The organism is Enterobacter ludwigii, from assembly GCA_023023105.1.
GTDB lineage: Bacteria > Pseudomonadota > Gammaproteobacteria > Enterobacterales > Enterobacteriaceae > Enterobacter > Enterobacter adelaidei.
Genome location: CP083824.1, coordinates 1,338,652 through 1,361,716, shown reverse-complemented (window position 1 = coordinate 1,361,716; position 23,065 = coordinate 1,338,652). Strand labels below are relative to the sequence as shown.

General features: G+C 56.5%; 24 protein-coding genes and 1 riboswitch. Of the genes, 12 read left to right on the top strand and 12 right to left on the bottom strand.

The window, feature by feature from the left end; translation table 11 throughout:
- Window positions 1-47 precede the first annotated feature (47 nt).
- Genes cecR through LCD46_06405 form a run of 5 tightly spaced genes read left to right on the top strand, consistent with a single transcriptional unit; the run spans window position 48 to window position 5,688 of the window.
- Complete coding sequence (gene cecR / locus LCD46_06425) at window positions 48-725, top strand: transcriptional regulator CecR (protein ID UOY71948.1); 678 nt, start codon at window positions 48-50, stop codon at window positions 723-725.
- Window positions 722-1,717, top strand: coding sequence for a secretion protein HlyD (hlyD, locus tag LCD46_06420; protein ID UOY71947.1), 996 nt, complete (start codon window positions 722-724; stop codon window positions 1,715-1,717). The genes cecR and hlyD overlap by 4 nt, the downstream gene beginning before the upstream one ends.
- Window positions 1,710-3,449 carry an ATP-binding cassette domain-containing protein gene (locus LCD46_06415; GenBank protein ID UOY71946.1) on the top strand — a complete coding sequence of 580 codons (1,740 nt, stop codon included), beginning with the start codon at window positions 1,710-1,712 and terminating at the stop codon, window positions 3,447-3,449. The genes hlyD and LCD46_06415 overlap by 8 nt, the downstream gene beginning before the upstream one ends.
- Complete coding sequence (locus tag LCD46_06410) at window positions 3,439-4,572, top strand: ABC transporter permease (GenBank protein UOY71945.1); 1,134 nt, start codon at window positions 3,439-3,441, stop codon at window positions 4,570-4,572. Before LCD46_06415 ends, LCD46_06410 begins: the two co-directional genes overlap by 11 nt.
- A 9-nt stretch (window positions 4,573-4,581) precedes the next feature.
- On the top strand, window positions 4,582-5,688 hold the full coding sequence (locus tag LCD46_06405) for an ABC transporter permease (protein ID UOY71944.1): 1,107 nt from the start codon (window positions 4,582-4,584) through the stop codon (window positions 5,686-5,688).
- On the opposite strand, the gene LCD46_06400 is transcribed toward LCD46_06405, so the two are convergent.
- On the bottom strand, window positions 5,650-6,060 hold the full coding sequence (locus LCD46_06400) for a YbhQ family protein (GenBank protein ID UOY71943.1): 411 nt from the start codon (window positions 6,058-6,060) through the stop codon (window positions 5,650-5,652). The genes LCD46_06405 and LCD46_06400 overlap by 39 nt on opposite strands.
- Window positions 6,061-6,193: 133 nt before the next feature.
- On the opposite strand from LCD46_06400, the gene LCD46_06395 reads away from it, so the two are divergent.
- From LCD46_06395 to LCD46_06385, 3 genes are read left to right on the top strand one after another with little or no spacing between them, the layout of a single operon-like run.
- Window positions 6,194-6,955, top strand: a complete 762-nt coding sequence (locus LCD46_06395) for an endonuclease/exonuclease/phosphatase family protein (GenBank protein UOY71942.1) — start codon at window positions 6,194-6,196, stop codon at window positions 6,953-6,955.
- A complete protein-coding gene (gene clsB, locus LCD46_06390) occupies window positions 6,952-8,190 on the top strand; it encodes a cardiolipin synthase ClsB (GenBank protein UOY71941.1) in 1,239 nt (412 codons plus the stop codon). The genes LCD46_06395 and clsB overlap by 4 nt, the downstream gene beginning before the upstream one ends.
- Complete coding sequence (locus tag LCD46_06385) at window positions 8,190-9,152, top strand: YbhN family protein (protein UOY71940.1); 963 nt, start codon at window positions 8,190-8,192, stop codon at window positions 9,150-9,152. The genes clsB and LCD46_06385 overlap by 1 nt, the downstream gene beginning before the upstream one ends.
- Before the next feature lie 77 nt (window positions 9,153-9,229).
- Here LCD46_06385 and LCD46_06380 read toward each other — a convergent pair whose 3' ends face one another.
- The 6 genes from LCD46_06380 to moaA all read right to left on the bottom strand — a co-directional run bounded on the left by LCD46_06380 (window position 9,230) and on the right by moaA (window position 12,709).
- Window positions 9,230-9,937 carry a Bax inhibitor-1/YccA family protein gene (locus LCD46_06380; GenBank protein UOY71939.1) on the bottom strand — a complete coding sequence of 236 codons (708 nt, stop codon included), beginning with the start codon at window positions 9,935-9,937 and terminating at the stop codon, window positions 9,230-9,232.
- 64 nt (window positions 9,938-10,001) lie between these two features.
- Window positions 10,002-10,454: a molybdopterin synthase catalytic subunit MoaE gene (gene moaE / locus LCD46_06375; protein UOY71938.1), complete on the bottom strand. Its 453-nt coding sequence runs from the start codon at window positions 10,452-10,454 to the stop codon at window positions 10,002-10,004.
- 1 nt (window position 10,455) lies between these two features.
- Window positions 10,456-10,701: a molybdopterin synthase sulfur carrier subunit gene (gene moaD / locus LCD46_06370; protein UOY71937.1), complete on the bottom strand. Its 246-nt coding sequence runs from the start codon at window positions 10,699-10,701 to the stop codon at window positions 10,456-10,458.
- Entirely contained in the window at window positions 10,694-11,179 is a 486-nt protein-coding gene (moaC, locus tag LCD46_06365; protein ID UOY71936.1) for a cyclic pyranopterin monophosphate synthase MoaC, read from the bottom strand. Before moaC ends, moaD begins: the two co-directional genes overlap by 8 nt.
- 3 nt (window positions 11,180-11,182) lie before the next feature.
- Complete coding sequence (gene moaB, locus LCD46_06360) at window positions 11,183-11,695, bottom strand: molybdenum cofactor biosynthesis protein B (protein ID UOY71935.1); 513 nt, start codon at window positions 11,693-11,695, stop codon at window positions 11,183-11,185.
- Window positions 11,696-11,719: 24 nt separating this feature from the next.
- The gene (gene moaA / locus LCD46_06355) at window positions 11,720-12,709 is read right to left on the bottom strand and encodes a GTP 3',8-cyclase MoaA (protein ID UOY71934.1); all 990 of its coding nucleotides are present in this window, start codon (window positions 12,707-12,709) and stop codon (window positions 11,720-11,722) included.
- A riboswitch (molybdenum cofactor riboswitch) is annotated at window positions 12,697-12,831 on the bottom strand. (Overlaps the previous gene by 13 nt.)
- Window positions 12,832-13,056: 225 nt before the next feature.
- Here moaA and yvcK point away from each other — a divergent pair.
- Entirely contained in the window at window positions 13,057-13,965 is a 909-nt protein-coding gene (gene yvcK, locus LCD46_06350; protein UOY71933.1) for a uridine diphosphate-N-acetylglucosamine-binding protein YvcK, read from the top strand.
- Between the two features lie 72 nt (window positions 13,966-14,037).
- On the opposite strand, the gene uvrB is transcribed toward yvcK, so the two are convergent.
- The gene (gene uvrB, locus LCD46_06345) at window positions 14,038-16,053 is read right to left on the bottom strand and encodes an excinuclease ABC subunit B (protein UOY71932.1); all 2,016 of its coding nucleotides are present in this window, start codon (window positions 16,051-16,053) and stop codon (window positions 14,038-14,040) included.
- 753 nt (window positions 16,054-16,806) lie between these two features.
- On the opposite strand from uvrB, the gene LCD46_06340 reads away from it, so the two are divergent.
- Window positions 16,807-17,529, top strand: coding sequence for an ATP-binding cassette domain-containing protein (locus LCD46_06340; GenBank protein ID UOY71931.1), 723 nt, complete (start codon window positions 16,807-16,809; stop codon window positions 17,527-17,529).
- Here the strand turns inward: LCD46_06340 and bioD are convergent.
- From bioD to bioB, 4 genes are read right to left on the bottom strand one after another with little or no spacing between them, the layout of a single operon-like run.
- The gene (gene bioD, locus LCD46_06335) at window positions 17,492-18,193 is read right to left on the bottom strand and encodes a dethiobiotin synthase (GenBank protein ID UOY71930.1); all 702 of its coding nucleotides are present in this window, start codon (window positions 18,191-18,193) and stop codon (window positions 17,492-17,494) included. The genes LCD46_06340 and bioD overlap by 38 nt on opposite strands.
- Window positions 18,186-18,941, bottom strand: coding sequence for a malonyl-ACP O-methyltransferase BioC (gene bioC / locus LCD46_06330; GenBank protein UOY71929.1), 756 nt, complete (start codon window positions 18,939-18,941; stop codon window positions 18,186-18,188). Before bioC ends, bioD begins: the two co-directional genes overlap by 8 nt.
- A complete protein-coding gene (bioF, locus tag LCD46_06325) occupies window positions 18,925-20,082 on the bottom strand; it encodes an 8-amino-7-oxononanoate synthase (GenBank protein ID UOY71928.1) in 1,158 nt (385 codons plus the stop codon). The genes bioC and bioF overlap by 17 nt, the downstream gene beginning before the upstream one ends.
- Window positions 20,079-21,119: a biotin synthase BioB gene (gene bioB, locus LCD46_06320; GenBank protein UOY71927.1), complete on the bottom strand. Its 1,041-nt coding sequence runs from the start codon at window positions 21,117-21,119 to the stop codon at window positions 20,079-20,081. The genes bioF and bioB overlap by 4 nt, the downstream gene beginning before the upstream one ends.
- Window positions 21,120-21,187: 68 nt before the next feature.
- Here bioB and bioA point away from each other — a divergent pair, with 68 nt between their 5' ends.
- A complete protein-coding gene (gene bioA, locus LCD46_06315) occupies window positions 21,188-22,495 on the top strand; it encodes an adenosylmethionine--8-amino-7-oxononanoate transaminase (GenBank protein ID UOY71926.1) in 1,308 nt (435 codons plus the stop codon).
- 48 nt (window positions 22,496-22,543) lie between these two features.
- The gene (locus LCD46_06310) at window positions 22,544-23,020 is read left to right on the top strand and encodes a kinase inhibitor (protein UOY71925.1); all 477 of its coding nucleotides are present in this window, start codon (window positions 22,544-22,546) and stop codon (window positions 23,018-23,020) included.
- The last annotated feature ends 45 nt before the right edge of the window (window positions 23,021-23,065 follow it).

The following is a 23,065-nucleotide window of genomic DNA, read 5'->3' as shown; positions in this document are numbered from 1 at the left end:
ATCAGGCATAGTCTTAATCAATCGATTGATTAATTTTTAATGCCGCTATGAATACGACCCCGACGACATCAAAAGGTGAACAGGCCAAAAGCCAGCTTATTGCCGCGGCGCTGGCGCAGTTTGGCGAGTACGGACTGCATGCCACGACGCGCGATATTGCGGCACTGGCCGGGCAGAACATTGCAGCCATACCCTACTATTTTGGCTCAAAAGAGGATTTATACCTCGCCTGTGCCGAGTGGATCGCCGATTTTATCGGCACGCAATTTCGCCCGCACGTTGAGGAAGCCACCGCGCTGCTCGGCCAGCCGTCGCCCGATCGCGCCGCCATTCGGCAGCTGATCCTCAACGCCTGCCACAATATGATCCGCCTGCTGACGCACGACGATACGCTCAACCTGAGTAAATTTATCTCCCGCGAGCAGCTCTCCCCTTCTGCCGCGTACCAGCTCGTGCACGATCGGGTGATTGCCCCGATGCATACTCACCTGACCCGGCTGATCGCCGCCTATACCGGGCGGGATGCCAACGATACCGAGACAATTTTGCATACCCATGCCCTGCTGGGTGAAATCCTCGCCTTCCGTCTGGGGCGGGAGACTATCCTTTTACGCACCGGCTGGACACAATTTGATGAGGATAAAGCCGCGCAGATTATTCAGGTCATCACCTGTCATCTCGATCTGATCCTGCAAGGTTTAACGCAAAGGAGCCTGAAGTCATGAAAAAACCTGTCGCCATCGTTCTGGTGGTTGTTGTTTTGCTTACTGCGGGAGTCGGTGGCTGGCTGTGGTATCAGAGTCATCAGGATAAAGCCCTGACGCTGTACGGTAACGTTGATATTCGCACGGTGAATATGAGCTTCCGCGTGGGGGGGCGTCTGGCATCGCTTAACGTTGATGAAGGCGACACAATTACGCGCGGTCAGACGCTGGGTATGCTGGATAAATCCCCTTACGAGAACGCGCTGATGCAGGCAAAGGCAGGCGTATCTGTCGCCCAGGCACAATATGACCTGATGCTGGCGGGTTATCGCGATGAAGAGATTGCCCAGGCCGCCGCAGCGGTCAAACAGGCGCAGGCGGCTTACGACTACGCGCAGAATTTCTATGCCCGCCAGCAGGGGCTGTGGAAAAGCCGCACCATTTCAGCCAACGATCTGGAAAACGCCCGTTCATCACGCGATCAGGCCCAGGCCACGCTGAAATCCGCTCAGGACAAACTAAGCCAGTACCACACCGGTAATCGCCCGCAGGATATTGCCCAGGCGAAAGCCAGCCTTGAACAGGCTCAGGCGCAACTTGCCCAGGCCGAACTGGATCTTCACGATACCACTCTGGTTGCACCGTCTGACGGTACGCTGATGACCCGCGCCGTGGAGCCAGGCAGCATACTCAGCGCGGGCAGCACCGTTTTAACGCTCTCCCTGACCCGCCCTGTGTGGGTGCGCGCGTACATCGACGAGCCGAATCTCGGCCAGATGCAGCCAGGACGCGAGCTGTTGCTCTATACCGATGGTCGACCGGACAAGCCGTATCACGGCAAGGTGGGCTTCGTTTCCCCAACCGCCGAATTCACACCGAAAACCGTTGAAACGCCGGACCTGCGTACCGACCTGGTCTATCGCCTGCGTATCATCGTGACTGATGCGGACGACGCGCTGCGTCAAGGCATGCCTGTCACCGTAAAAGTAAACAACGGGGAACGACATGAATGACGCGGTTATTGAGCTCAGCAATCTGGTCAAACGCTTCCCGGGAATGGACAAACCGGCCGTCGCACCGCTGAATTGCACCATTCAGAAGGGCTATGTCACCGGACTGGTCGGTCCGGACGGTGCCGGCAAAACCACGCTAATGCGAATGCTGGCGGGGTTGCTTAAGCCGGATGACGGAACCGCCAGCGTGCTCGGGCTCGACCCGATCAAGGATGACAGCGCGCTCCATGCCATGCTCGGCTATATGCCGCAGAAGTTTGGTCTGTATGAAGATCTGACGGTAATGGAAAACCTGAATCTGTATGCCGACCTGCGCAGCGTGACCGGCGACATTCGCCAGAAGACCTTTGCTCGTTTGCTGGAGTTTACTTCACTCGGTCCGTTCACTGGCCGGCTGGCGGGTAAGCTCTCCGGCGGCATGAAACAGAAACTGGGGCTGGCCTGTACGCTGGTCGGTGAACCGAAAGTTCTGCTTCTGGATGAACCGGGTGTCGGCGTTGACCCCATCTCTCGCCGTGAATTGTGGCAGATGGTGCACGAACTGGCAGGCGACGGGATGCTGATCCTCTGGAGCACCTCCTACCTTGACGAAGCGGAGCAGTGCCGGGATGTGCTGCTGATGAACGAAGGTGAACTGCTTTATCAGGGCGAGCCGACGACACTGACACAAAGTATGGCCGGACGCAGTTTTCTGTTGCACAGCCCGCAGGAATCCAACCGCAAGCTGTTACAGCGGGTGCTGAAATTGCCGCAGGTCAGTGACGGGATGATTCAGGGCCGTTCGGTACGCGTGATCCTCAAGAAAGAGGCAACCGTCGACGACATTCGCCGTGCGCAAGGTATGCCTGAGATCGAGATGGAAGAGACCGCACCGCGCTTCGAAGATGCGTTTATCGATCTGCTGGGCGGCGCGGGAACGTCAGAATCTCCCCTCGGGGCGATCCTGCACACGGTTGAAGGTACGCCGGGCGAAACGGTGATTGAAGCCAAATCCCTCACTAAAAAGTTTGGTGATTTCGCCGCCACCGATAACGTGAATTTCGCGGTGAAGCGCGGTGAGATTTTTGGCCTGCTCGGGCCGAATGGCGCCGGGAAATCCACCACCTTTAAGATGATGTGCGGTTTGCTGGTCCCCACTGCCGGTAAAGCGCTGGTACTGGATATGGACCTGAAGGTCAGTTCCGGCAAAGCGCGTCAGCATCTGGGCTATATGGCGCAGAAGTTCTCCCTCTATGGCAACCTGACGGTCGAACAGAATCTGCGCTTTTTCTCCGGCGTGTACGGCCTGCGCGGGCGGGCACAGAACGAGAAAATCCGCCGTATGAGCGACGCCTTCGGGCTAACCAGCATTGCCTCTCACGCAACGGATGAACTGCCGCTCGGCTTCAAACAGCGGCTGGCGCTGGCCTGCTCGCTGATGCATGAGCCCGATATTCTGTTTCTTGATGAGCCTACGTCCGGCGTTGACCCCCTCACCCGTCGCGAGTTCTGGCTGCACATCAACAGCATGGTTGAAAAAGGGGTTACCGTGATGGTGACAACCCACTTTATGGATGAGGCTGAGTACTGCGACCGTATCGGGCTGGTCTATCGCGGCAAGCTGATTGCCCACGGAACGCCAGATGACCTGAAAGCACAGGCCGCCGACGATGAAGTCCCGGACCCGACGATGGAGCAGGCGTTTATCACCCTCATCCACGACTGGGATAAGGAGAATGCCCATGCACAATAACGCCATTTCCTGGCGCAGGGTGCGCGCGCTGTGCATCAAAGAGACACGCCAGATCGTGCGTGACCCCAGCAGCTGGCTGATTGCGGTAGTGATCCCCCTGCTATTGCTGTTTATCTTTGGCTACGGTATTAACCTCGACTCCAGCAAGCTCAGAGTCGGTATTTTGCTGGAACAGCAGAGCAAAGAGGCGCTGGATTTCACCCACGCGATGACCGGCTCACCCTACATTGACGCCACCATCAGCGACAATCGTCAGGAACTGATCCAGAAGATGCAGGCCGGGAAGATTCGCGGTCTGATCGTCATTCCGGTGGATTTTGCCGCCAATATGGCGCGGGCAAATACCGATGCACCGATCCAGGTGATCACCGACGGCAGCGAGCCAAACACCGCGAACTTTGTGCAGGGTTACGTGGAGGGGATCTGGCAGCTGTGGCAGATGCAGCGCGCTGAAGACCGGGGGGAAACGTTCGACCCTCTGATCGACGTGCAGACCCGCTACTGGTTTAACCCCGCCGCCATCAGTCAGCACTTTATTATTCCTGGCGCGGTGACGATTATCATGACGGTCATTGGCGCGATCCTGACCTCGCTGGTGATCGCCCGCGAGTGGGAGCGCGGCACCATGGAGGCGCTGCTTTCTACCGAAGTGACGCGTGTCGAGCTGCTGCTGTGCAAACTTATCCCCTACTACTTCCTCGGCATGCTGGCGATGCTGCTCTGTATGCTTGTGTCGGTATTTATTCTCGGTGTGCCGTACCGCGGCTCGCTGGTCGTGCTGTTCTTTATCACCAGCCTGTTTCTGCTCAGCACGCTCGGCATGGGGCTGCTTATCTCCACCGTCACCCGCAACCAGTTTAACGCCGCCCAGGTGGCGCTCAACGCCGCTTTTTTACCGTCGATTATGCTGTCCGGGTTTATTTTCCAGATCGACAGCATGCCCGCCGTGATCCGCGCCGTGACCTACATTATTCCGGCGCGCTACTTCGTGAGCACGCTGCAAAGCCTGTTCCTCGCGGGAAATATTCCGGTGGTGCTGATTATCAACACGCTGTTCCTGATGGCGTCGGCAACGATGTTTATTGGCCTGACGTGGATAAAAACCAAACGGCGGCTGGATTAAGGAGCGAACATGTTTCACCGTTTATGGACATTGATCCGCAAAGAGCTGCAATCGCTGCTGCGCGAGCCGCAAACCCGTGCCATTCTGGTGTTGCCGGTACTTATTCAGGTTTTACTGTTTCCGTTTGCCGCCACGCTTGAGGTGACGAACGCCACCATTGCCATCTACAACGAAGACAACGGTAAACACGCCGTTGAGCTGACGCAGCGTTTTGCACGCGCAAAAGCCTTTACCCATATTCTGCTGCTGAAAAGCCCGCAGGAAATCCAGCCCACTATCGACACGCAAAAAGCGCTGCTGCTGGTGAGATTCCCGGCAGATTTTTCCCGTAACCTGGACACTTTCCAGACCGCCCCCATGCAGTTGATCCTCGACGGACGTAACTCCAACAGCGCCCAGATCGCGGCCAACTACCTGCAACAGGTGGTCAAGAATTACCAGCAGGAGCTGATGGAGGGCAAACCCAAACCCAATAACAGCGAGCTGGTGGTGCGTAACTGGTATAACCCGAATCTGGATTACAAATGGTTTGTGGTACCGTCGCTGATCGCCATGATCACCACCATTGGGGTGATGATCGTCACCTCTCTGTCCGTCGCCCGCGAGCGCGAACAAGGGACACTGGATCAGCTGCTGGTTTCTCCGCTCGCCACCTGGCAAATTTTCGTCGGTAAAGCGGTTCCGGCCCTGATTGTTGCCACCTTTCAGGCCACCATTGTACTGGGCGTGGGTATTTGGGCGTACCAGATCCCCTTCGCCGGATCGCTGGCGCTGTTTTACTTCACGATGGTGATTTATGGTCTGTCACTGGTGGGATTTGGACTGCTGATTTCAGCGCTCTGCTCCACGCAACAGCAGGCGTTCATCGGGGTGTTCGTCTTTATGATGCCAGCGATTTTGCTTTCGGGGTATGTTTCCCCTGTCGAGAACATGCCGGTGTGGTTGCAGGATTTAACGTGGATAAACCCGATTCGACACTTTACGGATATCACCAAGCAAATTTATCTGAAGGATGCGAGTCTGGATATTGTGTGGGGAAGTTTGTGGCCGCTACTGGTCATAGCGGCCACAACGGGCTCAGTGGCGTACGCGATGTTTAGACGCAACATTGCGTAGCTTTTTCTCTTTGGTCAGTAACGAGACCACCGCAGGCCCTGCGAGGATTGCCAGACCGGCCAGGGCCAGCAGCAGGTTGTTTTGCAGCACACGGGACAACAACCAAAGCACAATCATCGCGGCACCAAAGTACCAGGTGGTGGTGAGCTCTTCGAGCACATCACCCACCTCACGCCAGCGTGCTTCATGGTGGCGCTGTAAGAACAACATCGACAGTACGGTGACGCCGTAGAGGACGCACAGTCCCAGGCCAACACGCACCAGCGTGCCGCTCATCCAGCCCATCACCAGTACGGCCACGACCAGTAAATGCAACATTATCTGCCAGCAACTGAGGCCAGTTGCGACACGAACACGTTGTTGCCACTTCATGGCTTCTCTCCTGAAGGATTTTTCTCTGCTTATTCAGACTACCGCACTTTACGGAAAATTCCGTAACACCGCATCTTTTTGTGACGCCGACTACACTTTATTTTCATCGGGATAGACACTCAGGAAGGAGCTTATGACGCCAAAAATGCAGCATTTCTCGCTTAACGTGCTGACAATAAACATTCATAAAGGCTTCACAGCATTTAACCGCCGCTTCATTTTACCGGAGCTGCGCGACGCGGTACGCACCGTCAATGCGGACATTGTTTGCCTGCAGGAGGTAATGGGCGCACACGAAGTGCATCCGCTTCACGTTGAGAACTGGCCCGACACGCCCCACTACGAATTTCTGGCCGACACCATGTGGAGTGATTACGCTTACGGACGCAACGCGGTCTATCCGGAAGGCCATCACGGCAACGCGGTGCTGTCACGTTTCCCGATTGAATATTACGAGAACCGCGATGTTTCCGTAGGGGAAAGCGAAAAACGCGGCCTGCTTTACTGCCGTATCACTCCGCCCGACCTTGAGCTTCCCCTCCATGTCGGCTGTGTTCATCTCGGTCTGCGCGAAGCCCATCGCCAGGCGCAGCTGAACATGCTGGCAGAGTGGGCTAATGCACTTCCCGAAGGTGAACCGGTGATCGTGGCCGGTGATTTCAACGACTGGCGACAGCGGGCGAACCATCCGTTGAAAGTGAATGCCGGGCTGGAGGAAATTTTCACCCGCGCGAACGGCAGACCCGCGCGCACCTTTCCGGTACGTTTCCCCTTGCTGCGTCTTGACCGGATCTACGTGAAAAATGCTCACGCCAGCAGTCCTACCGCCCTGGCGCTACTCAACTGGCGACATCTCTCCGACCATGCCCCGCTCAGTGCGGAGATCCACTTATGAAATGTTCCTGGCAAGATGGCAACCGGATCACGCTGCTGGTTAATGGGGACGAGTATTACCCGGCCGTGTTCAAAGCGATTGACCATGCAAAGCAGAAAGTGATCCTCGAAACCTTTATCTGGTTCGAAGATGACGTCGGTAAACAATTGCACAGCGTGCTGCTGCGCGCCGCCCGGCGTGGCGTCAATATTGAAGTCCTCCTCGATGGCTATGGTTCACCGGATCTCAGCGACGCCTTCGTCAATGAACTCACTTCAGCGGGTGTGATCTTCCGCTACTACGATCCCGGCACTCGCCTGTTCGGCATGCGTACCAACCTTTTCCGCCGGATGCACCGCAAAATTGTGGTGGTGGATGAGACGGTGGCGTTTGTTGGCGGCATTAACTACTCCGCTGAACATATGTCCGATTACGGCCCGGAAGCGAAACAGGATTATGCGATCCGCATCGAAGGGCCTGTAGTTCAGGATATCCTGTTGTTCGAACTGGAAAACTTGCCCGGTAAAGAGGTTGCACGTCGCTGGTGGAAACGCCGCCATCGTCCGGAAGAGAACCGGAATCCCGGAGAAGCGCAGGCGCTGTTCGTCTGGCGGGATAACGCCGAGCACAGAAACGACATTGAGCGTCATTATCTGAAGATGCTCGCCAACGCGAAGCGCGAGGTCATCATCGCCAACGCCTACTTTTTCCCGGGCTATCGTCTGCTGCATGCCATGCGCAATGCGGCCCGACGGGGTGTGCGTGTGAAGCTGATTGTGCAGGGCGAGCCGGATATGCCGATAGTCAAAGTCGGCGCGCGGCTGCTGTATCACTATCTGGTGAAAGGCGGCGTGCAGATTTACGAATACCGCCGTCGCCCGCTGCACGGCAAAGTTGCGCTGATGGACGATCACTGGGCAACCGTGGGCTCCAGTAACCTTGATCCGCTAAGTTTATCGCTCAATCTTGAAGCGAACCTGATCATTTACGATCGCCAGTTTAACCAGACCCTTCGGGATAACCTGCAGGCGTTGATCGTCAACGACTGCGTGCGCGTGGATGAATCCATGGTACCCAAACGCACCTGGTGGAACCTGGGCATCAGCGTGCTGGTGTTCCACTTCCTGCGCCATTTCCCGGCGATGGTCGGCTGGCTGCCGGCACATACACCAAAACTGGCGCTCGTGGAGCCGCCTGTGCAACCTGAAATGGAAACCCAGGATCGCGTTGAAGCGCAAGACGGAGGGAAAACCTGATGTCAAAATCGCATCCGCGCTGGCGGCTGGCAAAAAAAATCCTCACCTGGATCTTCTTTATTGCAGTCGCCGTGTTGCTGGTGATTTACGCGCAGAAAGTTGACTGGGAAGAGGTGTGGAAAGTTATCCGCAACTACAATCGGCTGGTGCTGCTGGGTGCTGTTGGGTTGGTTATTATCAGCTATCTGATGTACGGCTGCTATGACCTGCTGGGGCGCGCCTATTGCGGCCACAAACTGGCTAAACGCCAGGTTATGCTGGTGTCGTTCATCTGCTATGCGTTTAACCTGACATTAAGCACCTGGGTCGGCGGGATTGGAATGCGCTATCGCCTCTACTCGCGGCTGGGACTACCGGGCGGAACCATCACGCGCATTTTCTCGCTCAGCATTACCACCAACTGGCTGGGGTACATTCTGCTCGGTGGGGTGATTTTTACCCTCGGCGTGGTGCAGTTGCCCGCGCACTGGTATATCGATGAGACCACGCTGCGTATTCTCGGCATCGTGTTGCTGCTGATTATCGCTTTTTATCTGTGGGCCTGCGCCTTCGCTAAACGCCGTCATATGACCATTAAAGGGCAAGAACTGGTATTACCTTCATGGCGCTTCGCGGTGTTGCAGATGGCGGTATCCAGCGCCAACTGGATGGCGATGGGGGCGATTATCTGGCTGTTGACTGGCGAAGATGTGAACTACTTCTTCGTGCTGGGCGTTCTGCTGGTGAGCAGTATTGCCGGGGTGATTGTCCATATTCCGGCAGGGATCGGCGTGCTGGAGGCGGTGTTTATCGCGCTGCTGGCCGGGGAACATGTCTCTCAGGGGACGATTATCGCTGCGCTGCTGGCCTACCGCATGCTGTATTACTTCCTGCCGCTGGCGCTGGCAACGGTCTGTTATCTGATGCTGGAGAGTCGGGCGAAAAAGCTGAGAGCGAAGAACGAGAAGGCGTTGGCAAAATAAAAGCAAAACGGCAACCAGGTTGCCGTTTTTAGTTTCGTATACCGGGTAAGGCGCAGCCGCCACCCGGCAAAACAACCTTAACGACGGTTGCCGAGGATACGCAGCAGCATCAGGAACAGGTTGATAAAGTCCAGATACAGCGTCAGCGCGCCCAGGATCGCGTATTTGCGCAGGTTCGAACTGTCGCGTACGTCGATCTGCTCACCGATGTTTTTCAGCTTCTGGGTGTCATAAGCCGTCAACCCAACAAAGATCACCACCCCGATATAGGTCACCGCCCACATCAGCGCTTCACTTTTCAGCCACAGGTTCACCAGAGACGCCAGCACAATCCCAATCAGCCCCATAAACAGCATACTGCCAAAACCGCTCAAATCGCGTTTGGTGGTGTAACCATAGAGGCTCATCGCCCCAAACATCCCGCCGGTCACCACAAAGGTACTGGCGATGGAAGAGTAAGTGTAAACGATGAAAATGCTGGAAAGCGTCAGCCCGGTCAGCGCCGAGTAGAGCATAAACAGCGTAGTCGCCATGCCGGCGCTGAGCTTTTGCACCAGGCCTGAAAGGACGAACACCAACGCTAGCTGGGCAATAATCAGCCCAAAGAAGGTGATTTTGCTGGAGAAGATAAACATCATCAGCTCCGGCGTATTGGCCGCATACCACGCGATAAACGCGGTCAGCAACAGGCCAACCGTCATCCAGCCATACACCTGAGCCATATACGTCTGCAGCCCACTACGGGTCTGCTGTACTATTGAATCGGAACGCGGAAATCGGTCCATGATTCACTCCTGATTAAGTTTAAGTAGACACACACGTTAAGATTAACACATCCACGTAAACCGACTACCAACGGCTGGCGGCGTGTTTGTCGCTATCACGAGATTCAACCCAGCGGTCACCTTCCGGGGTGGCTTCACGCTTCCAGAACGGCGCTCTGGTTTTGAGGTAGTCCATAATGAACTCCCCTGCCGCAAACGCGCTGCCGCGGTGTGCGCTGGTCACCCCGACGAAGACAATCTCCTCGCCAGGCCACATTTCGCCAATACGGTGGATAACTGTCACTCGTCCGAGCGGCCAGCGCCCGCGTGCTTCTTCCACAATCGCCGCCAGCGATTTTTCCGTCATGCCCGGATAGTGCTCCAGGGTCAGTGCTTTCACGCTGTCACCCAGGTTGTGGTTACGCACTTTGCCGGTGAAGGTCACCACCGCACCGTCTTCATCACGCTCCGCCAGCCAGCTATATTCTGTACCCACGCTGAAGCGCTCAGGACCTACCAGAATTCGTGTTTCCGCCATTTTAGCCCCCGGTCACCGGTGGGAAGAACGCCACTTCATCCCCTGCGTTCAGCGGATGGGTGAATTCAACCAGCGTCTGATTCACGGCGGCCAGCAGCTTGCCTTCGTCCAGCGCCAGCGCCCAGCGGTCGCTTTGTGCGGCAAGATGCGCGCGCAGGGCGGCAACGTTTTCGAAGGACGCATCCAGCGTCAGGCTGTCGGTATTCACCAGCTCGCGCACCTGGGCAAAAAAGAGCACCTTAATCATGGCTGTCCACCTTAAAATCGCCGGATTTGCCGCCGCTTTTCGCCAGCAGGCGAACCGGGCCAATCACCATATCTTTTTGCACCGCTTTGCACATGTCGTAGATGGTCAGCGCGGCAACGGAGGCCGCCGTCAGGGCTTCCATCTCCACGCCCGTTTTGCCGGTTAAGCGGCAGAGTGATTCAATGCGCACGCGGCTGTGCTCTGGCTGCGCCTGCAGATTCACTTCCACCTTGCTCAGCATCAGCGGATGGCACAGCGGGATAAGATCCCAGGTCCGTTTGGCGGCCTGAATCCCGGCGATGCGGGCGGTGGCAAAGACGTCGCCCTTATGGTGGCTACCGTCGATAATCATCGCCAGGGTCTCCGGCAGCATGGTGACGAACGCTTCCGCGCGCGCCTCGCGCACCGTTTCCGCTTTGGCGGAGACGTCGACCATATGCGCTTCGCCAGCGGCGTTAATGTGGGTCAGTTGTGACATAGCTTATTTCTTTAAATGAGGATGGAAATTACACGGACGGGTTCGGGCATCCAGCTGCGGGGCGATGATGTTTTCCCACGCGGTGCGGCAGGCTTTCGTCGAGCCGGGCATGGCGAAAATCAGGGTGTTGTTCGCGACACCCGCTACCGCGCGCGACTGCAGCGTGGAGGTACCAATCTCTTCAAACGAGAGCATACGGAACACTTCACCGAAGCCTTCCACTTCGCGATCGAACAGTGGGACCAGCGCCTCGGGGGCTTGATCGCCCGCCGTGAAACCCGTACCGCCGGTAACCAACACCACCTGCACGTCATCGCTGGCGATCCACTGAGAAACCTGCGCGCGAATGGCGTAGCGGTTCTCTTTCACAATCGCTTTATCAACAATCTTATGGCCCGCTTCGTGGGCTGCATCACGCAACCAGTGGCCGGAGGTATCATCCTCTTCGCCACGGCGGTCGGAAACGGTAAGAATGGCAATACGTGTCGGGATAAATTCTGCGCTAACCTGACTCATCTTCTTATTCCCTCTTAAGCCTGATTACCCGCCAATATAGGACAGGTTTTGAGTAATACCGGTGTTGCCCTGGTGCAGGAAGTGGGTCTGTTTTTTATGCGTCAGGGCTTCAGAGATGCGTGCTTCAAGCGCATCCTGCTGCGCATCGTCTTCCAGCAGATCGCGAAGGTCCACGCCGCCATCGCCGAACAGGCAGAGATGGAGTTTGCCCACGGAGGAGACGCGAAGACGGTTGCAGCTGGCGCAGAAGTCTTTCTCATAGGGCATGATAAGCCCAATCTCCCCTTCGTAATCCGGGTGACAGAAGACCTGCGCCGGGCCGTCGCTGCGCTGGCGGATCTGATGGAGCCAGCCGCGTTTCAGCAGCTCGTCGCGCAGCACCATGCCGGAGATGTGATGGCGACGGAACAGCTCGCTGCCCTCGCCGGTTTCCATCAGCTCGATAAAGCGCAGTTGAATGGGACGGGATTTGATCCACGCCAGGAAGGTGTCCAGCTGATGATGGTTTACATCGCGCATCAGCACCGTGTTGACTTTGACTTTTTCAAAGCCGGCCGTGAACGCGGCGTCGATACCGTCCATTACCTGCTGGAATTTATCCTGCCCGGTAATGGCGTGGAACTGACGGGCGTCCAGGCTATCGACGCTGACGTTAATTGCCGTCAGGCCAGCATCACGCCAGTTCGCCACATCGCGGGCCATGCGGTAGCCGTTGGTGGTGACTGCAATCTGGCGGATACGTTCGTTTTCACGCACGGCGGCAATGATGTCGGGGAAGTCGCGACGCAGCGAGGGCTCGCCCCCGGTCAGACGCACTTTTTCCGTGCCGAGTTCAGAGAATGCACGCGTCACGCGCCGCACTTCATCCACGGAAAGAAAGCCGTTATTGGTGACGCTGCCCGGTTTGTAGCCATCGGGCAGACAGTAGGTGCAACGGAAGTTGCACACGTCGGTAATCGACAGACGTAAGTAATAAAACTTACGCGCGAAAGCATCAGTAAGTTGTGAAGCCATGTACACCTTTCCAGATACGGGAGGCACAGTCATTTCTTTCTGTACCCTGGTGGCAAATTCGCCACGGCCAGAGCGCCATATCTTTCGACACAGGCACAAGGGCTAGAGTGTATGTTTTCAATTTTGAAAACGTGGTTATGGCGATAGTAGCGCGGAAATTCTGACTGCGCCATTATCGCTTTTCGCTATATAATCATCTATATAACGAATCAATCCTGCATTTTCACTACAGAATACCTAAAAACCGCACTTTCACATTGATATACGTCATTTTGCATCGGCTGAGGCATCGTCTTTTAGGGGTAGTTAGGTTACTGTTACGCGATCAAACGTGATAAGGAATACGTATGCGCAATCGCACTTTTGCGGATCTTGACCGGGTAGTCGCTCTTGGCGGAGGCCACGGTCTGGGTCGGGTGATGTCCTCTTTGTCGTCACTCGGCTCAAGGTTGACAGGGATAGTAACCACCACCGATAACGGTGGCTCAACCGGACGCATCCGTCGTGCCGAAGGCGGCATTGCCTGGGGAGACATGCGCAACTGTCTGAACCAGTTAATTACTGAACCGAGCGTTGCTTCGGCGATGTTTGAGTACCGTTTTGGCGGTAATGGCGAACTTTCCGGGCATAACCTCGGAAACTTAATGTTAAAGGCGCTTGATCACCTGAGCGTACGGCCTCTGGAAGCCATCAATTTAATCCGTAATCTGCTTAAAGTGGATGCATTCCTGATCCCTATGTCTGAACAACCGGTTGACTTGATGGCAATCGATGCCGAAGGACATGAAGTTTACGGCGAGGTGAATATTGACCAACTCGTCCTGCCGCCAACAGAGTTAATGACCTACCCGAGCGTACCCGCCACGCGAGAAGCGGTGGAGGCAATCGGAGAAGCGGATCTTATCCTGATCGGTCCGGGCAGTTTTTATACCAGCCTGATGCCAATTCTGCTGGTGAAAGAGCTGGCACAGGCGCTGCGACGCACCCCTGCCCCGATGGTTTACATCGGTAACCTGGGCCGTGAGCTGAGCCCGGCAGCGGCGAGCTTATCACTGCCGGACAAACTGAATTTAATGGAGCATTACGTCGGGAAGAAGATCATTGACGGCGTGGTGGTCGGGCCGAAGGTTGATGTATCCGGTATCGGCGATCGTCTGGTAGTGCAGGAGCCGCTGGAGGCCACAGACATCAAATACCGCCATGACCGCCACCTGCTGCGTGAGGCGCTGGAGAAAGCGATTCAGGCGCTGGGATAGATTCGTTTTGTGCGGCCTGATGCCCTCACCCCGGCCCTCTCCCACGGGGAGAGGGAGAAAACAACGCTTTACTCACGATGCCGCGATAAACAGATCCCGCAACTGATGCAACTGGTCGCGGATCTGCGCCGCCTCTTCGAACTCAAGATTCTGCGCGTGCTGCATCATCTGGCCTTCCAGCTCGTGGATTTTCTGCTGCAACGCTTTTGGCGTCAGCACGACGGTATCCTCTTCCACCACTGAACGCGCCTTGCCGCGACCTTTCGTTTTGGTCTTCGCAATGTTCTGACCCAGCGCCAGGATATCCACCACCTTCTTGTTCAGCCCCTGAGGGATGATGCCGTGCTCTTCGTTGTAGCGCTGCTGCTTCTCGCGGCGGCGCTCCGTTTCACCAATCGCTTTCGCCATCGACGGAGTAATTTTGTCGCCGTACAGAATCGCTTTACCGTTAACGTTACGCGCGGCGCGGCCAATCGTCTGGATCAGGGAGCGTTCAGAACGCAGGAAGCCTTCTTTGTCTGCATCCAGAATCGCCACCAGCGAGACTTCCGGCATGTCCAGACCTTCTCGCAACAGGTTGATCCCCACCAGCACGTCGAACTCACCCAGACGCAGATCGCGGATAATCTCCATACGCTCAACCGTATCAATATCCGAGTGCAGATAACGCACCTTCTCGCCGTGCTCTTCCAGATACTCGGTCAGGTCTTCTGCCATGCGCTTGGTGAGCGTGGTCACCAGCACGCGCTCATTAATGGCGGAACGGGCGCGGATCTCAGAAAGCAGGTCATCCACCTGCGTCGCCACCGGCCGGACTTCAATGACAGGATCCAGCAGCCCTGTTGGACGCACCACCTGATCAACCACCTCGTCGCCTGATTTCTCCAGCTCGTAGTTGCCTGGCGTTGCCGACACGTAAATGGTTTGCGGCGCTAGCGCCTCGAACTCTTCAAACTTCATCGGACGGTTATCCAGCGCCGATGGCAGTCGGAAACCATACTCCACCAGCGTCTCTTTACGCGCGCGATCACCGCGATACATCCCGCCGATCTGTGGGATAGTGACGTGGGATTCGTCGATCACCAGCAAACCGTCTGCCGGGAGGTAATCAAACAGCGTCGGCGGCGGCTCGCCCGGCCCGCGCCCGGAGAGGAAGCGCGAGTAGTTTTCAATGCCGGAGCAGTAGCCCAGCTCGTTCATCATCTCCAGATCAAACTGGGTTCGCTGGCTCAGACGTTGCTCTTCCAGCAGCTTATTGTTCGCCAGCAGCACCTTACGGCGCTCGGCCAGCTCCACTTTGATCTCCTCCATCGCCTGCACGATACGCTCGCGTGGCGTGACGTAGTGCGTTTTCGGGTAGATGGTGAAGCGCTGGATCACCGACTCGATGTGGCCGGTCAGCGGGTCAAATAGCGACAGGCGTTCAACCTCTTCGTCAAACAGCTCGACGCGCAGCGCCATGTCGTCCGATTCTGCCGGGAAGATGTCGATCACCTCGCCGCGTACGCGGAAGGTGCCACGCTGGAACGCCTGGTCGTTGCGGGTGTACTGCAGCTCTGCGAGACGGCGTAAAATCGCACGCTGATCGATGATCATCCCCTGCGTCAGGTGCAGCATCATCTTGAGATACAGATCCGGATCGCCCAGACCGTAGATCGCAGAAACCGACGCCACCACCACCACATCACGACGCTCAAGCAGCGCCTTCGTTGCGGAAAGACGCATCTGCTCAATGTGTTCGTTTACCGAGGCATCTTTCTCAATGAAGGTGTCAGAACTCGGCACATAGGCTTCAGGCTGGTAGTAATCGTAGTAGGAGACAAAATATTCCACCGCGTTGTCCGGGAAGAACTCTTTCATCTCGCCATAAAGCTGCGCGGCCAGGGTTTTGTTGGGGGCAAGCACCATTGTGGGACGCTGGAGGTCCGCGATAACGTTGGCAATGGTAAACGTTTTGCCCGAGCCGGTTACCCCCAGCAGCGTCTGGTGCGCCAGCCCATCTTCCAGCCCCTCCTCCAGACGACGGATCGCCTCAGGCTGATCGCCAGATGGACGGAAAGCAGAATTCAATTTGAACGGTTTACTCATGGGCGACAACCTGATGACGTTATAAGCGGCAGGTGAGTAATTTTACTCCTTGTTGCCAGGAATGCCAGTAAAAAACACTGGATGAAAAACCAGTAGCATGTCAGGATATTTAGAGTAGCGTCTGAATGATTAGCGCAATAGCGGTCAAAGTTTGGACTCTGACAACATAAAACACCACCCGGGCCAGGTTATCCCCAGAACTTTTTCTTTTTTAACATTTGTCAAGCCGGGTAATGATAGTTTTATGGCAACCGGTGACACTTTCATTACGGGAATTGCTTTTATCTAACCAATTAAATAATAAGCGATATTTCCTAAAGCCGCGTTTCGCGCCAATTTGGGCGTAAGCCGCGTCTTCTCTCGCTTATCGCGTGTTTTCTAACTCTAATGCACATGGTTATCCACAGGAATAGTGGATAACTGCTTCCAGCCCGTGCAGACTGCCGCTCAGCAAATTCCCGGATTTTCCCATGAGACAGCAACAAAAAATTTTTATAGCTATTTTTTGATGATTAACAGTTGCGTCATTCATAACCAACCGATGGGATCTTGCTCACATTTCCGTCATTTCCTGCCTTGCACCACAACTCAACATCTCCGGCACCGTCGATGTGCAAGTCGTCAATTTGTCATCCCGCAACGTTGAGGCTTACTCCTAAAAAAGCTCTTTTTTTAATCACTTTCAGGTTTCTGGCAGGAGTTTTGCACAATCAAAAACGAGCCTCACCTACACACATTTTTAAGGAGAGAAAGATGTTGAGTCTGCGTGCAGTGAATCAGTTTTACGGAAGCCAACATACGCTATGGAACGTGGATTTAGATTTTCCGCAGGGGATGTGTACAGGCGTAGTTGGCCTGCCGGGAATGGGAAAAACCACGCTCATGAATTGCATCGCCGGCAAATTGCCCGTCGAGAGCGGCACGATTATCTGGCATGAAGCAGGGGCCCCGCCATGTGATTTACTCAACCCGCCATCAGAACAACGTTCAGACCCGAAAATAGGCTATGTCCCGCAGGACAGGCGGATTTTCTCCCAGTTAACGATCGAGGAGAATCTGCATATTGCCATGCGGGCAACGGGAAAACCCGACCCGGAAGCAAAAAGCGATGTTTACGACCTTTTCCCGGAGCTCTACGCGCTGCGACAGACCCGTGCCAACACGCTCTCACCCGACGACCAGTATCAGTTGGCTCTGGCCAATGCGCTGGTGAATCGCCCTCAAATGCTGATTCTGGATGAACCCATGCATGGTGCAGGTCACGGCTTTGCACAGAAGCTGGGGCAGCTGCTGGCGCGCTTAAACCGGGAGTTAGGTATGACGGTGTTATTAGCTGAACAGCAGCTGTCGTTTATCCGCCGGGTTGCGGACCGTTTCTGTATGCTCTATCGCGGGCGTAACGTGGCGCAGGGCCACGTTAAGGAACTGGATGACGAGCTCATCGCTCACTGGATGTCGCGGGAAGCAAGACGCTGAGATCGAGATAATGACCCGTTTTGGCATTTTCCGCGCCGTCAGCAAGCCAGGGAATTTCCCCGAGGCACGGCGCGGGAAGGACACGCCTGAGCGTCGTCAGATACTCCTGGTGCCGTTTACCCGGTTCAACCACGTCGTTGGCAATCCAGCCCGCCAGACGCAGTCCAGCCTGCTGTACGGCCTGTGCGGTCAACATAGCGTGATTGATGCAGCCCAGCTTGACGCCGACAACAAGAATGACCGGAAGCTGCTCGGCCCGTACCCAGTCAGCAAACGTCTGTGTATCCGAGAGCGGCGTAAACCAGCCGCCTGCCCCCTCCACCAGCACCCAGTTTGCCTGATTTTCCAGTGTCCGCAATCCGGCAGACAGCACGGCGAAATCAATCGGCCGGCCTTCGTCGGCGCTGGTAATGTGCGGCGACGTCGGCTCGGCGAAGGTGTAGGGATTCACCGCTGAATAGTCGAGTTTAAGGGTGCTGTTACGCTGCAGCGCCAGCGCGTCGGTGTTGCGTAACCCTTCCGCAGTCATCTCGCTGCCGGAGGCAACAGGCTTATAGCCAGCAGTTGTTTTTCCCCTCTGACGCGCCGCCTGTAACAGTGCAGAACTGGCAACTGTTTTGCCCACTTCCGTATCCGTTCCGGTGACAAAATAACGTTCACTCACGTTCGATAATCCCATGAAAAAGTTGATAAGAGAGCGGGAAATGCCCCCGCTGCTGTGGCCAGGCCAGCTCCAGGTGTTGCAACTGCCCACGAGTGAGAGGCTTTTTCTCGCGTCCGGCATGCAGGTGCGTGGCACCAATGCCCTTGAGCGAGCGCATGGCACTGACGGCATCGCTGAAATTGAGGGTGATGACCTGCACCGTGCTTCGATAGCGCCAGCCTGCCAGCGCCTGCGTGACCTGATCATGCGATAAAAATCGGTTGGCATGCGGCTGTTCATCCACCGCTCGCCACGCCTGATCCAGCTCCGGTAGCGAGCTTTCCAGCAGCGTGGTAAAGGCCACCTTGCCACCCGGACGGGCCACGCGGTAAAGCTCGCTTAACGCCAGTGGCAGGCTGTTACACCATTGCACTGCCAGATGGCTCCAGACCAGATCAAATTGTGCCTCAGCCAACGGAATGGCCTCGATATCCGCCACCAGATAGTGATGCGCAGCCTGCTGATGACGCGCCTCATCAAGCATGTCTGATGACAGGTCAATGGCCGTAACGTGGCTTCCCGACTCGCGCCAGTATCGACTATTCCCGCCGGGACCACATCCGGCATCCAGCACCTGCGCAAAACGGTTCTCGCCGAGTAAAGCCAGTAACCCCCGTGCACTCTGGCGCTGGAGTTCATCATGCTGCGAATAGCTGCGTGCCGCCCGGCCAAACGCTGCCGCAATGGCCTGTTTATTGACTGGCGACATACAGAGCCTCCAGAAGTGCCGAAATGTCCTCTGCTTCGTGCGCCGCCGTCAGGGTCAGACGCAAACGCGCCGTGCCCGGTGGCACGGTGGGTGGACGAATGGCAGTGACCCACATTCCCTTCTCGCGCAGCGTCTCTGCCAGCGTGAGCGCCAGACTGTTTTCACCCACGATCACCGGCTGGATGGCGCTTTGCGAATCGGTACTGCGGAAAGGAAGATGGCACAACCCCTGACGAAAACGCTGAATATGCTCCGCCAGACGCGCACGACGTTCTTTGCCTTCCTGGCTGCGGATCACCGCCATTGACGCAGATAACGCCACGGCCTGGGCGGGTGGCATGCTGGTGCTGTAGATCAAATGCCGGGCGAACTGCAACAGATAGTCAGCAACGGACTCACTGCACAATACAGCGGCTCCGCTCACGCCAAAGCCTTTGCCGAAGGTCACAATCAGCAGTTCCGGCTTCACGCCTTGCTGGTGCGCGCTGCCGCGCCCTTCATCCCCCATCACACCAATACCGTGGGCATCGTCGACCAACAGCCAGGCGTTTTGCCTTTTTGCTGCCTCGTGCAGCGCGGCAAGCGGCGCACTGTCACCGTCCATGCTGAATACCCCTTCCGTGATCGCCAGCTGTTGCCCGTCGCAGGGTTTATCCAGCAGCATAGCAAGCTGTCCCGCATCGTTATGGGCAAAACGGCGCAGCTGAGCCGGGCTCAAATTTGCCGCCTCCAGCAGCGAGGCGTGGCTTAAACGGTCGGCGACAATGCGGTCATCTTTTCCCATCAGGGCAGCGATAACCGCCTGATTCGCGGCAAAACCCGAGATAAACAGCAATGCACGCGGGTAACCCAGCCAGTCCGCAAGCTCCTCCTCCAGCGCCTGATGAGCGGTAGTGTATCCGCTGACATGTCCCGAACCGCCGCTGCCCACGCCAAATCGCTCCGCCCCCTGCTGCCAGGCGCGGACGATGGCCGGATGCTGGCTCAGCCCGAGATAATCATTGCTGGAGAAATTACAAAACTGCCGGTTATCACGGGTAAGAAAACGGCCTGCACCGTTTTCAACCACCCTGCGGACGCGAAACGCCTCTGCCGCCCGGCGCTCTTCCAGCGCGGAATGGATACGTGCCTGCCAGGTCATACGGCTGCCGCGTTATAGAACTGGTCGGTGTCGGCGTTGAATATCTGCTGCTCCAGCTGCTGCTGTTGCTCGTTATCACCCGTCAGCACCTCGGTCTGATGCGGGTTAAGCCCCAGCTTACGGAACAGCTGAACGTCTTTATCCTCTTCCGGGTTCGGTGTGGTCAGCAGCTTGCAGCCGTAGAAGATGGAGTTGGCCCCGGCCATAAAGCACATCGCCTGGGTCTGTTCGTTCATCTGCTCGCGACCTGCGGAGAGGCGAACGAAAGAGGTCGGCATCATGATACGCGCCACCGCAATGGTGCGGATAAAGTCAAATGCATCCACGTCTTCGTTATCCGCCAGCGGCGTGCCTTTGACCTTCACCAGCATGTTGATCGGCACGCTTTCCGGCGGGGTCGGCAGGTTCGCCAGCTGCAGCAGCAGGCCCGCGCGGTCTTTCACCGTTTCGCCTAAGCCCACAATACCGCCTGAACAGACCTTAATACCGGCATCACGGACTTTATCCAGCGTGTCCAGACGCTCCTGGTAGGTTCGCGTGGTGATGATATTGCCGTAAAACTCTGGCGACGTGTCGAGGTTGTGGTTGTAGTAATCCAGCCCTGCCGCAGAGAGGCGCTGCGCCTGCTCTTCATTCAGCGTGCCAAGGGTCATACAGGCTTCGAGTCCCATCTCCTTAACGCCCTTTACCATCTGCTCCAGATACGGCATGTCGCGATCGTGCGGGTTTTTCCACGCGGCGCCCATGCAGAAGCGGGTCGAGCCAGCGTTTTTCGCCTTACGGGCGGAGTCGAGCACCTGCTCGACTTCCATCAGCCGTTCAGATTCCAGACCGGTTTTATAACGCGCGCTCTGTGGGCAATATTTGCAATCTTCAGGGCAGGCACCGGTCTTGATCGACAGCAGCGTACTGACCTGTACATGGCGGGGGTCGAAGTGCTGACGATGTACCTGCTGGGCTTCAAACATCAGCTCAAGGAAAGGCTTGTTAAATAATTCAGTGACTTGCGACATCGTCCAGCGTGCGTGGTGAGCCATTGGGCTTCTCCAAAGGGTTTTGTTAATTTTCGGTTCGGTTTATACTCGTAAACCTAAAACTTTTCAAAATGGTTTACAAGTCGATTATGACCCAGGACGATCTCGCCTTCGACAAGCAGCATATCTGGCACCCTTACACCTCCACCACCCGCCCCCTTCCCGTTTATCCGGTGGCTTCTGCTCACGGTTGCGAGCTACACCTCGCCAGCGGTGAGCCGCTGGTTGACGGGATGTCTTCCTGGTGGGCGGCCATTCACGGGTACAACCACCCGCGCCTGAATGCGGCGATGAAAGCGCAGATTGACCAGATGTCGCACGTGATGTTTGGCGGGATCACCCATCAGCCCGCGGTGGATTTATGCCGTCGCCTGGTGGCAATGACGCCTGAAGCCCTGGAGTGCGTGTTCCTGGCGGACTCCGGTTCTGTGGCGGTGGAAGTGGCGATGAAAATGGCGCTGCAGTACTGGCATGCCAGTGGGGAATCCCGTCAGCGGTTCCTGACCTTCCGCAACGGCTATCACGGCGATACCTTCGGGGCGATGTCGGTGTGCGATCCGGATAACTCTATGCACAGCCTGTGGAAGGGGTATCTGCCGGAAAACCTGTTTGCTCCGGCCCCGCAGAGCCGCTTCGACGGCGAGTGGAACGAGATGGATATGGTCGGTTTCGCCCGCCTGATGGCGGCGCATCGTCATGAAATCGCCGCGGTGATCCTGGAGCCTATTGTGCAGGGCGCCGGCGGGATGCGGATGTACCACCCGGAGTGGCTGAGGCGTATCCGCAAGATGTGCGATCGCGAGGGCATTCTGCTGATTGCCGATGAGATCGCCACCGGTTTTGGCCGTACGGGTAAGCTGTTTGCCTGTGAACATGCGGGCATCGCGCCAGATATTCTGTGTCTGGGTAAAGCGCTCACCGGCGGTACGATGACGCTTTCCGCCACACTCACCACCCGTCACGTTGCCGACACCATAAGCGACGGTGAAGCGGGCTGCTTTATGCACGGCCCGACGTTTATGGGTAATCCGCTGGCCTGCGCGGTGGCGAGCGAAAGCCTTGCCATTCTGGAAAGCGGCGAGTGGAAAACGCAGGTTGCGGCGATAGAGACGCAGTTGAAAGAAGAGCTGAGCGCCGCCTCGGGTGCGAATTTTGTGGCGGACGTACGCGTGCTGGGCGCGATTGGTGTGATTGAAACCACCCATCCGGTGAATATGGCCGCACTACAGCGCTTCTTTGTCGAACGTGGCGTCTGGGTTCGCCCCTTCGGTAAGCTTATCTACCTGATGCCGCCGTATATCATTACGCCCGTTCAGTTGCGGAAGCTCACCGACGCGGTCGTCGAAGCCGTTAACATTCCCGCGCATTTCGCGATTTAACCCTATGCATTACACTTTCTGCACGAGTGATTAACGAGGGTAAATCGTATGAAAATCATCAGTAAAGATCTGCGCGACGGTGAAAAACTGCCGGAGCGTCATGTTTTCAACGGCATGGGGTACCAGGGGGATAATATCTCCCCGCACCTTGCGTGGGACGAGGTTCCGGCCGGAACCAAAAGTTTTGTGGTCACCTGTTACGACCCGGATGCACCGACAGGCTCAGGCTGGTGGCACTGGATTGTGGCGAACCTGCCCGCCGACACACGCGTACTGCCACAGGGTTCCGGCTCAGGCCTGGTTGCTCTGCCTGAAGGCGCGATTCAGACCCGTACCGATTTTGGTAAAGCGGGTTACGGTGGCGCAGCGCCGCCAAAAGGGGAAACCCACCGCTATATCTTCACGGTGCATGCGCTGGATGTGGACAAGATTGAGGTGGATGAAGGGGCGAGCGGCGCGATGGTGGGGTTTAACGTACATTTCCATACGCTTGGCAGCGCGTCGATTACGGCGATGTATTCATAAAAAAAGCCGGGTGGCGGCTACGCCTTACCCGGCCTGGATTTCGCA

Excerpts from the sequence above, each read along its gene's own strand:
- bioB (UOY71927.1), bottom strand. The coding sequence starts at position 21,119 with ATGGCTCACCACGCACGCTGGACGATGTCGCAAGTCACTGAATTATTT.
- moaD (UOY71937.1), bottom strand. The coding sequence starts at position 10,701 with ATGATTAAGGTGCTCTTTTTTGCCCAGGTGCGCGAGCTGGTGAATACC.
- cecR (UOY71948.1), top strand. The coding sequence starts at position 48 with ATGAATACGACCCCGACGACATCAAAAGGTGAACAGGCCAAAAGCCAG.
- LCD46_06395 (UOY71942.1), top strand. The coding sequence starts at position 6,194 with ATGACGCCAAAAATGCAGCATTTCTCGCTTAACGTGCTGACAATAAAC.
- LCD46_06380 (UOY71939.1), bottom strand. The coding sequence starts at position 9,937 with ATGGACCGATTTCCGCGTTCCGATTCAATAGTACAGCAGACCCGTAGT.
- LCD46_06415 (UOY71946.1), top strand. The coding sequence starts at position 1,710 with ATGAATGACGCGGTTATTGAGCTCAGCAATCTGGTCAAACGCTTCCCG.
- LCD46_06385 (UOY71940.1), top strand. The coding sequence starts at position 8,190 with ATGTCAAAATCGCATCCGCGCTGGCGGCTGGCAAAAAAAATCCTCACC.
- hlyD (UOY71947.1), top strand. The coding sequence starts at position 722 with ATGAAAAAACCTGTCGCCATCGTTCTGGTGGTTGTTGTTTTGCTTACT.
- LCD46_06310 (UOY71925.1), top strand. The coding sequence starts at position 22,544 with ATGAAAATCATCAGTAAAGATCTGCGCGACGGTGAAAAACTGCCGGAG.
- bioF (UOY71928.1), bottom strand. The coding sequence starts at position 20,082 with ATGACCTGGCAGGCACGTATCCATTCCGCGCTGGAAGAGCGCCGGGCG.
- bioC (UOY71929.1), bottom strand. The coding sequence starts at position 18,941 with ATGTCGCCAGTCAATAAACAGGCCATTGCGGCAGCGTTTGGCCGGGCG.
- LCD46_06405 (UOY71944.1), top strand. The coding sequence starts at position 4,582 with ATGTTTCACCGTTTATGGACATTGATCCGCAAAGAGCTGCAATCGCTG.
- moaB (UOY71935.1), bottom strand. The coding sequence starts at position 11,695 with ATGAGTCAGGTTAGCGCAGAATTTATCCCGACACGTATTGCCATTCTT.
- moaA (UOY71934.1), bottom strand. The coding sequence starts at position 12,709 with ATGGCTTCACAACTTACTGATGCTTTCGCGCGTAAGTTTTATTACTTA.
- uvrB (UOY71932.1), bottom strand. The coding sequence starts at position 16,053 with ATGAGTAAACCGTTCAAATTGAATTCTGCTTTCCGTCCATCTGGCGAT.
- yvcK (UOY71933.1), top strand. The coding sequence starts at position 13,057 with ATGCGCAATCGCACTTTTGCGGATCTTGACCGGGTAGTCGCTCTTGGC.
- moaC (UOY71936.1), bottom strand. The coding sequence starts at position 11,179 with ATGTCACAACTGACCCACATTAACGCCGCTGGCGAAGCGCATATGGTC.
- bioA (UOY71926.1), top strand. The coding sequence starts at position 21,188 with ATGGTTTACAAGTCGATTATGACCCAGGACGATCTCGCCTTCGACAAG.
- LCD46_06400 (UOY71943.1), bottom strand. The coding sequence starts at position 6,060 with ATGAAGTGGCAACAACGTGTTCGTGTCGCAACTGGCCTCAGTTGCTGG.
- LCD46_06340 (UOY71931.1), top strand. The coding sequence starts at position 16,807 with ATGTTGAGTCTGCGTGCAGTGAATCAGTTTTACGGAAGCCAACATACG.
- moaE (UOY71938.1), bottom strand. The coding sequence starts at position 10,454 with ATGGCGGAAACACGAATTCTGGTAGGTCCTGAGCGCTTCAGCGTGGGT.
- LCD46_06410 (UOY71945.1), top strand. The coding sequence starts at position 3,439 with ATGCACAATAACGCCATTTCCTGGCGCAGGGTGCGCGCGCTGTGCATC.
- clsB (UOY71941.1), top strand. The coding sequence starts at position 6,952 with ATGAAATGTTCCTGGCAAGATGGCAACCGGATCACGCTGCTGGTTAAT.